This is a genomic window from Bradyrhizobium iriomotense, from assembly GCF_030160715.1.
GTDB lineage: Bacteria > Pseudomonadota > Alphaproteobacteria > Rhizobiales > Xanthobacteraceae > Bradyrhizobium > Bradyrhizobium iriomotense.
Genome location: NZ_BSOW01000061.1, coordinates 19477 through 28063, shown reverse-complemented (window position 1 = coordinate 28063; position 8587 = coordinate 19477). Strand labels below are relative to the sequence as shown.

Here is an 8587-nt window from a genome sequence, read left to right as displayed (position 1 = left end):
TTCCGCCGGCGCGATGCTGTCGGGCGCAAGGCCCGCCGCCGTCATCGGCGGCCGGTTGATGACGTTGTTGATCACCGTCGTATTGTGGATGTTCTGGTAGATGATGTTGTTCGGCGGCGGCGCGACGTAGATCGGCGGCCTGACGAACACCGGGATCGGCACGAACACCGGCTGCGGCAGCACGAACAGTCCGACCACGGGCAGCGGCGGCGGCAGCACGATGAAATCCGGTGGCGGCGGCGGCAGATAATAGATCGGCGGCGGCGGTGGCGGCACGAAGCCGAACACGGGGTCGCTGAACAGCAGGACCGGCCGGTCGACATAGACGATCTCCTCCGGCGGCGGCGGCGGCACGTCGTAATCCATCATGGCAAAGCTCGGCGGCGGCTCGAGCGGCGCGGTCAGGATCGCAAGCCGGCGCCGTGCATCGCCAGCGTGCGGCCCGCGCGGATAGCGGCGCAGATAGGACCAGTAAGCGTCCGGCGTGTCGGCGCGGTAGGTCCGTCGCCAGGTGATCGCCTCGCGGCGCGCCGCGACGATCGCCATCACGCGCTTGGCCATGGGATCGCCGGGATAGGCGGTTAGGAATTCCTCATAGGCCGGTAGCGTGTCGCGCTCGAGCGCCGCCGCATAGGCGTCCTGCACGCCGAGATCGCGGATCGGCTTGTTGTGGATCGCGGCGACCTGGTCGGGCGCGGCCTGCGGCGGCGGTGCGTCGGGCCCGCGCTCGAAGAAGGAGAATTGCGCGCTGATCTTCTGATCGTCCCAGGGCACCTGCGCGCCCTTGCTGGCGTCGTTGACGCGCAGGCGCACGCGGTCGAACACCTCGGGAAGCGACAGGCCGCCGGTGCGGATCATCTCGGCGAGCGACTGGGCGTAGATGCCGTACGGTCCCGGCTCTTCCGGCGCCACGGTGCCGGGCGCGGCGTTGTAGGCGATCAGCATGTTCGCATCGGGCTCGACCAGCGCGAGCCCGCTGGCGATCGGCTGGCCGCCCTCGATGAAGGGCTGCGCCCGGGCCGCATCGAGCACGACGATATCAGCCTTTAACGGCAGCGCAGCGAGCTGGCGGACGTAGTCGCTGACGCGCAGCGCCTCGGTCGGAACATCGGTATCGCGCGTGATGTTGGAATCGACCGGGATGAAGTAGTTCTCACCGGCAAGCTGCACGCCATAGCCGGCGAGATAGATCATCGCGACCGTGCCAGGTCCGGATATCTGGGCCTTCTGGAGAAAATCGCGAAAGCTCTTGCGCAGCGTGTCGCCGTCGAGGTCGCGGGCGCCGACCACGTCGAAGCCGGCGGCCTGCAGTGTCTGCGCGATCAGGCCGGCATCATTGGCAGTCGTCGCCAGTGGCGACTTCGCATAGGCGCCATTGCCGACCACCAGCGCGATGCGCTTCTCAGGCTGCTGGGCATAGGCAGGGTCGAACAGTCCGCCTGCCGCGAGCAGCAGGCCCGGAAGAAGCAGACCGAGGAAGGATCCAAGGAAAGATTGTCGTGTCCCACGCATGGCTTTCGCGCCCGCTATTGTTGTTGAGCTTGCCACCGCGCATGAAGCGCGCGGCTGGCTGAACGGCGTTTGAACGAAAGCGCTTGGATTGAGGCGACGGAATGACGCATCTCGCCGTCAGGTTCATGTAAGCTCCCCAAACCGGGCAGGCACGCGGGTCTTGCAAGGCAATTCGGGCTTGCGCCCGTTCACGGGTGCGGCTCGCCCGGCGGCGGCAAGCTGCGTTCGCCATCGAGATCCGCCTTCAGATTGCTGATCTTGCCGAAGAAAGCGCCCTCGTCCTTGAGCGGAACAGCGCGCAGCATCGGCGGCATCAGCCGATGCACGGTCTGCTGCCGTCCCGAATCGGTGAGGGCCTCGGATAGCTGCAACGTCTGCAGCGCAATGCCGCCCACGAGCAATGCCGTAACGACCGCCCCTTTCAACCACAGCCGGCGGCGGCCGATCTCGCGCAGGTGATAGAAGCAGACGGCTGCAGCGACCAGCCAGACCACCACATATCCGTAACTGACGCCAGCCGGCCAGGTCCAAGCGAACGCGACATATTGGGCGAACTCGTCGTAGAGCGAGACGGCGGCGATGCCAATGAGCGCGATCAGCAGGTTGCGAAGGAACTGCGATCGCCCGGCGAATATGCGGCAGAGCAGCGCCCACACTCCAACCCAGACGAGGAGCGTCGCAGCGATCGTCAAGAGCGGCGTGAAATAGGCTGACGCGCGCGGCTCCGTGGTCTGGTTCGACCATATCTTGAGCGCATCGATCGCCAGAACCGACAGGCCGATGACCAGCGCCAGGACGATCGGCAGAACGTGCCGCTCCGGCGGTGCCAGCAATTCGCGCTCGACTGCGTGACTGACGTCACGAATCCGCAGGTAGGTCTGTCCGATGCGGATCGGCTGCTTGCCGTCCACCACGAAGTCGGACAGCCTGGTCTTGCTGCCGTCGATGTACGTGCCGTTGGCGCTGCCGCTGTCCTCAGCGACGAGGCTGCCGTCGTCGCGGCGGAACACCCGCAAATGCTGGGCGGCCACGTAGGGGTCATCGACCACAACGTCGTTGTCGTAGCCGCGCCCGATGCGCACTTCCGGAGCGGCGATCCGAACCCGCGCGGCGACCTCGCGCTGTCGCGAGAGTATTTCAACCCAGATCATTGGCCGACCTGCACAGCTTCAAGGAACCGCGTGCCGAGCGCAATGGCATCGTCGTAGCCGACCGCCTGCATGGTCAGCCGCGACACCAGCGCCTCGAGCGGCTGGTCCTGCGTCACCGCGATCAAGGACACGTCATAGAGCCCCTCGAACCGCCGGTAAGCCTGTGCGCACCACACCACGTGCAGCGGCGGATGCTGCCTCGGTGTCGAGACGCTGACGAAATCCTCAAGACAGCGCTGCGGCGTGTACCATTTCTTGAACGGACCGCCGACGCTCAGCCGAGGCTGGCTGAGCTGGGTAAGATAGTTCGCGAACTGGAATTGATTGAGGTCGACGGTCTTGACCAGCGAATGATTGACGGTGATCGCACCGATGTTGAGGTCGGACGCCACGAAGACCGTGGTGTCGCTGCTGCATTCGGTGGAGTTGACGCTCGCGCGCGGCTTCGGCGTGGCGCTGGCATTGGTGCTGGCCCAGCAATTGAACCACAGCGCCTGGGTTGCAGGCGCACGGTAAGGGCCGAGTGTATCCGACCGGAAGCCTGCTTCACCGAGCGACTTGAAGAGCCCGGATCGCCAAGCGAGCAGCTGTCGGCCGACGTCGCTCTTCGGGTCGGCAGGCTTCTCCCCTTCGCCGGCCTGCTGCAACAGATCGACCGCAAAGCGTGCCGGCACCAGGAAGCTGATGAGTTGACCGCCTCTGCGGGTTGCGACGTTGATGCCGATGACGTTGCCGTCCGCGGTCACGGCAGGACCGCCGCTCATGCCGGGATTGAGCGCGCCGGAGAAATGGATGCGCTCGGTGTAGCTGTGATCGGCAAGCCCGTTATAGGTGCCCTCGATGATAGTGAAGCCGAGGTCGAGCGGATTGCCCATCGAATAGAGCCGCTCGCCCTTGGCGAGCCTGCCCTCGATGGCCGCCTGGTCGAACCTGAAGTACGGGGCATCCTTCTTGTCGACGCGGATCAGCGCAAGATCGTTCGGCAGATCGACGCGCAGCAGCGTCACGCGGCCCTGGCTGCCGTCGGCAGCCGTATATTCCAGGCGATAGGTGTCGGGCTCCAGCGCGGCCTGCGAAACGACATGGTAGTTGGTGATCGCAAGGCCGTCCGCGGAGACCAGGAAGCCCGAGCCGTTCGACGTCTGGCGCCCGGCATCGGCGACCAATGTGCGGATTTGCAGGAGCCGCGGCGGTGCAGCTGCATAGATCCGCTCGGCCACGGAGGATTCACTCTGTGCCGCCGATACAATCCCCGAAGCGCATGTAGCGATCAGAAGTGACAATCCGATGGCGCGCAAAAGCGTGCCAACAGCCAAACTACACAAGTCCCCTGCTCCCGACGTTCGTCGGCCTCGTAGCGGCTTGAGCGCCGCACCTGCCCGGACGGTGCATAGCGAAAGCACGGAGGGGTTGCAACATCGTCCGGATTCGTTGGAAGCGGAGATCGCAGCTCCCCTCGGCGAGGCTGGTCGATCGCGTACGGGGCGCGCTCAGCCCTGGGAGATCAGCTCGACGGTGCCCGTGGCCAACCGGTAGATGCCGCCGACGACCTTGAGCTTGCCCTGCTCGGCCGCCGCGTTGAGGATCGGCGCCGCAGACTTCAGCTTGGCGGCGTTGTCGATCACGTTTTGCCGGATCGCCACGTCGAGCACGTTCCCGCCCTGCTGCATGGCCGTCTTGGCTGCCGGCGCGATCGCCTCGACCAGCGAGGGAATGTGTCCGGGCGGCGACGTGTTGTCCTTGAGCGCTTTCAGCGTCGCATCGACGGCGCCGCAGGCATCGTGGCCCAGCACGAGGATCAGTGGCGTGTTCAGCACGGCGACCGCATATTCCATGCTGGCGATGGTCTCGGTGCCGGCGAAATTTCCGGCGACACGGCAGACGAAGAGATCGCCGCGGCCGGTATCGAAGGCGTATTCCGGCGCGATGCGCGAGTCGGCGCAGCTCAATACGGCGGCGAACGGATTCTGGCCGCCGGCCAGGGCTTCGCGCTCGTGCTTGAAATCGTGGCGGCGCGCAACGCCGTCGACATAGCGCGCATTGCCGTCCATCAACCGCTTCAACGCGCTGTCGGGTGTCACCACGTTCTGCGGCTTGGGCGGTGTTTTCGTCTCCTTGGCCAATGCCGCTCCCCCCAAGGTCAGCCCGAGCCCGGCGACGGTCAAGTTGATGAGCGACCTCCGCGAAGGCCCGACGTGGACATCGCGATCATGGACGCAATTCTCGCACATGCTTTTCTCCTCCCGGATGAGCCGCTTTCGTCGAAGCAGCGGCAACCATGCCGCGCATCTTAGTCGACGGCTTGCAGCTCGGCGAGCTTCGTTCGTGCGGTCGCTCGTCCAGCGGAACAAGCTCGACCGGTCGCAACCCGCGGCGAACGCGGCTAAAGCTGCTGCACGTCGACGACGCCCGCGACCGCCTTGATGGCGCCCGCGATCTGGGGCGAGACCTTGAAGCGGCCGGGCAGCTTCATCTCGACCTCGGTCTCGAGGTCGAGCATCATCACCAGCGAGACCTCGCCGTCGCCGTTGGAGCGCGGCGCGATGCCGGGGCTGCCGACCTTGGGCGCGCCGCCGTTCGAGGGCGCAGCGTCCGGACCTGCGAGCCGCCGCGCGATGGATTCCAGCGGCTTGGTGTCGCGCAGGAAGATGCGCAGTCCCTTCTGCGTCTTGGCGGCGGCGTCATCGAGCGGCTCGGCATGCAGCACGCGCGCGCGCACGTCCTCGCCCTGCAATTCCGCACCGAGTTGTAGCAACACCGCAGCGCCGGGCTCGAGCACGTCGCGATATTGCGCGAGCCCTTCGGAGAACAGCACCGCCTCGAAATGGCCGGTCGGATCGGACAGGCCCATGATGCCCATCTTGTTGCCGGTCTTGGTGCGCCGCTCCATGCGCGACACCACGGTGGCGGCGACCTTGCCGGCGGTCGCGCCGGTTTTGACGGCGCGCGAAAACTCCGCCCAGGTCTGCACCCGAAGGCGCTTGAGGACCATCGCGTAGTCGTCGAGCGGATGGCCGGACAGGAAGAAGCCGATCGCGTCATATTCGCGCCGCAGCCGCTCGGCCGGCAGCCATGGTTCGATCTGCGGCAGCATGATGGTCGGCGCGTCGGCCGCGCCCCCGAACATGTCGTTCTGGCCGATGGTCGCAGCCTCATGCGCGCGCTGGCAGGCGGCGAGGATCGCATCCGCACCGGCAAAGACGCGGGCGCGGTTCGGCTCCAGCGTGTCGAAGGCGCCGGCGGCAGCGAGACTTTCGATGATGCGCTTGTTGATCGCCCGCGGCGACACACGCGCGGCGAAATCGGCAAGCGAGGTGAACAGCCCGCCTCTGGTGCGTTCCTCGATGATCTGCTCGACGGCCTGAAGGCCGACGCCCTTCAGCGCAGCAAGCGCGTAATAGATCGTTTTCTCGCCGACCTCGAAGGTCGCGCCTGAGCGGTTGACGTTCGGCGGCTCGACCTTGATGCCGAGGCGTTGCGCTTCGGAACGAAATTCGGAGAGCTTGTCGGTGTTGTTGAGATCGAGCGTCATCGACGCCGCGATGAACTCCACCGGATAATGCGCCTTCATGTAGGCGGTGTGGTAGGACACCAGCGCATAGGCCGCCGCGTGGCTCTTGTTGAAGCCGTAGTCGGCGAATTTGGCGAGCAGCTCGAAGATCGTCTCGGCCTGCGCTTTCGGCACGCCGTTCTTCACCGCGCCCGCGACGAAGATGTCACGCTGCTTGTCCATCTCGGCGCGGATCTTCTTGCCCATCGCGCGGCGCAACAGGTCGGCGTCGCCGAGCGAATAGCCCGACATCACCTGCGCGATCTGCATCACCTGTTCCTGGTAGATGATGACGCCGAACGTCTCCTTCAGGATCGGCTCCAGCACGGGGTGGAGATATTCCGGCTCCTCGTCGCCGTGCTTGCGCGCGCAATAGGTCGGGATGTTCGCCATCGGGCCCGGGCGATAGAGCGCGACCAGCGCGATGATGTCCTCGAAACGGTCCGGGCGCATGTCGACCAGCGCGCGCCGCATGCCCTGGCTTTCAACCTGGAACACGCCGACCACCTCGCCGCGCGCCAGCATCTGGTAGCTCTCGGCATCGTCGATCGGCAGCGTCGCGAGATCGACATGGATGTCGCGCGGCTTGAGCAGTTTGCACGCGACGTCGAGCACGGTCAGCGTCTTCAGGCCCAGGAAGTCGAATTTGACGAGGCCGGCCGGTTCGACCCATTTCATGTTGAACTGGGTCACCGGCATATCCGACTTCGGATCGCGGTACATCGGCACGAGCTCGCTCAGGGGGCGATCGCCGATCACGATGCCGGCCGCATGCGTCGAGGCATGGCGCGTCAGGCCTTCGAGGCGCTGCGCGATGTCGAAGGCGCGCGCGACGACAGGATCTTCATCGCGGAACGCCTGAAGCTTCGGCTCGCTCTCGATCGCGGCGGCCAGCGTCACCGGCGCGGCCGGATTCTGCGGCACCAGCTTCGTCAGCTTGTCGACCTGGCCATAGGGCATTTGCAGCACGCGGCCGACGTCGCGCAGCACGCCGCGCGCCTGCAGCGTACCGAAGGTGATGATCTGCGCCACCTGGTCGCGGCCATAACGCTGCTGCACGTACTGGATCACTTCGCCGCGGCGGTCCTGGCAGAAGTCGATGTCGAAGTCCGGCATCGAGACGCGTTCGGGATTGAGGAAGCGCTCGAACAGCAGCCCGAACTTGATCGGATCGAGATCGGTGATGGTCAGCGCCCACGCGACCAGCGAGCCGGCGCCGGAGCCGCGGCCCGGACCGACCGGAATGCCCTGCAACTTCGCCCATTTGATGAAGTCGGACACGATCAGGAAGTAGCCCGCGTACTTCATGCGCATGATGACGTCGAGCTCGAACGCCAGGCGCTTGTTGTACTCCTCTTCCGTGGTGCCCTGCGACAGGCCGTGCACGCGCAGACGGTTGGCAAGCCCTTCCTCCGCCTGCCGCTTCAGCTCGGCCGCCTCGACCGCGGCGGCATCGGAGCTCGCAGCGGCGCCGACGGTGAAGAACGGCAGGATCGGCTTGCGCGTCATCGGGCGGAACGAGCAGCGCTCGGCGATCTCGACCGTCGAGGCCAGCGCCTCCGGAATGTCGACAAACAGCACCGCCATCTCGGCGCGGGTCTTGAAGCGGTGATCGGGCGTGAGCTGCACGCGATCGGTCTCCGCGATCAGCCGCCCGCTGGCGATGCAGAGCAGCGCATCGTGGGCCTCGTAGTCGTCGGTCGAGGCGAAATACGGCTCGTTGGTCGCAACCAGCGGCAGGCCTTTTGTATAGGCGATATCGATCAGCCCGCTCTCGATGCGGCGCTCCTTGTCGATGCCATGGCGCTGCAGTTCGATGTAGAGGCGGTCGCCGAACAGGCTTGCCAGCCGTTCGCAGCGCGCCGCCGCGAGCTCGGCATGGCCGGCCCCGAGCGCAAGCGAGATCGGCCCGTCCGGCCCGCCCGTCAGCGCGATCAGGCCGTCGGTCTCGCCATCGAGCCAATCGAATTTGATGAACGGCGCGTGGCTGTCGGGCGTCTCCATGAACGCGCGCGAGTTCAGCCGCATCAGGCTGCGATAGCCGCACTCCTGCGCCGCCAGCAGCACGACCCGCGAGGGTCCGATCGCATTGCGCGCATTCGGATCCTGGTCTGCGAAATCGATCGCGAGCTCGCAGCCGACGATCGGCTGGATGCCGGAGCCCGCCATCTTGTCGGAGAACTCCAGCGCACCGAACATGTTGTCGGTGTCGGTCAGCGCCAGCGCCGGCTGATGGTCCTTCTTGGCAAGCTCGGCGAGCTTGGCGATCTTGATCGAGCCCTTGAGCAGCGAATAGGCCGAGTGAACGTGAAGATGGACAAATCCGGCGCTCGGCATGGTCGCTTACGGCCTCCTGGGCATCGTGGGGAACCAG

The 8587-nt window shown here is 65.9% G+C and carries 5 protein-coding genes; all 5 read right to left on the bottom strand.

Annotated features, from left to right (window positions below; genetic code table 11):
* On the bottom strand, positions 1-1512 hold a 1512-nt coding region (locus tag QQL28_RS43760; RefSeq protein ID WP_284275893.1), incomplete at its 3' end, for a caspase family protein.
* Between the two features lie 188 nt (positions 1513-1700).
* Positions 1701-2663 carry an FHA domain-containing protein gene (locus QQL28_RS43755; RefSeq protein ID WP_284275892.1) on the bottom strand — a complete coding sequence of 321 codons (963 nt, stop codon included), beginning with the start codon at positions 2661-2663 and terminating at the stop codon, positions 1701-1703.
* Positions 2660-3883 (bottom strand): S1C family serine protease, encoded by a 1224-nt coding sequence (locus QQL28_RS43750; protein ID WP_348522566.1) that lies wholly within the window; start codon positions 3881-3883, stop codon positions 2660-2662. Before QQL28_RS43750 ends, QQL28_RS43755 begins: the two co-directional genes overlap by 4 nt.
* Positions 3884-4153: 270 nt before the next feature.
* A complete protein-coding gene (locus QQL28_RS43745) occupies positions 4154-4894 on the bottom strand; it encodes a carbonic anhydrase (protein WP_284275891.1) in 741 nt (246 codons plus the stop codon).
* A 152-nt stretch (positions 4895-5046) separates the two neighbouring features.
* Positions 5047-8550 carry a DNA polymerase III subunit alpha gene (gene dnaE / locus QQL28_RS43740; RefSeq protein ID WP_284275890.1) on the bottom strand — a complete coding sequence of 1168 codons (3504 nt, stop codon included), beginning with the start codon at positions 8548-8550 and terminating at the stop codon, positions 5047-5049.
* Between the last annotated feature and the right edge of the window lie 37 nt (positions 8551-8587).

What these genes read in the sequence shown, in the direction of transcription:
- dnaE (WP_284275890.1), bottom strand. Translation starts at nt 8,550, where the DNA reads ATGCCGAGCGCCGGATTTGTCCATCTTCACGTTCACTCGGCCTATTCG.
- QQL28_RS43755 (WP_284275892.1), bottom strand. Translation starts at nt 2,663, where the DNA reads ATGATCTGGGTTGAAATACTCTCGCGACAGCGCGAGGTCGCCGCGCGG.
- QQL28_RS43745 (WP_284275891.1), bottom strand. Translation starts at nt 4,894, where the DNA reads ATGTGCGAGAATTGCGTCCATGATCGCGATGTCCACGTCGGGCCTTCG.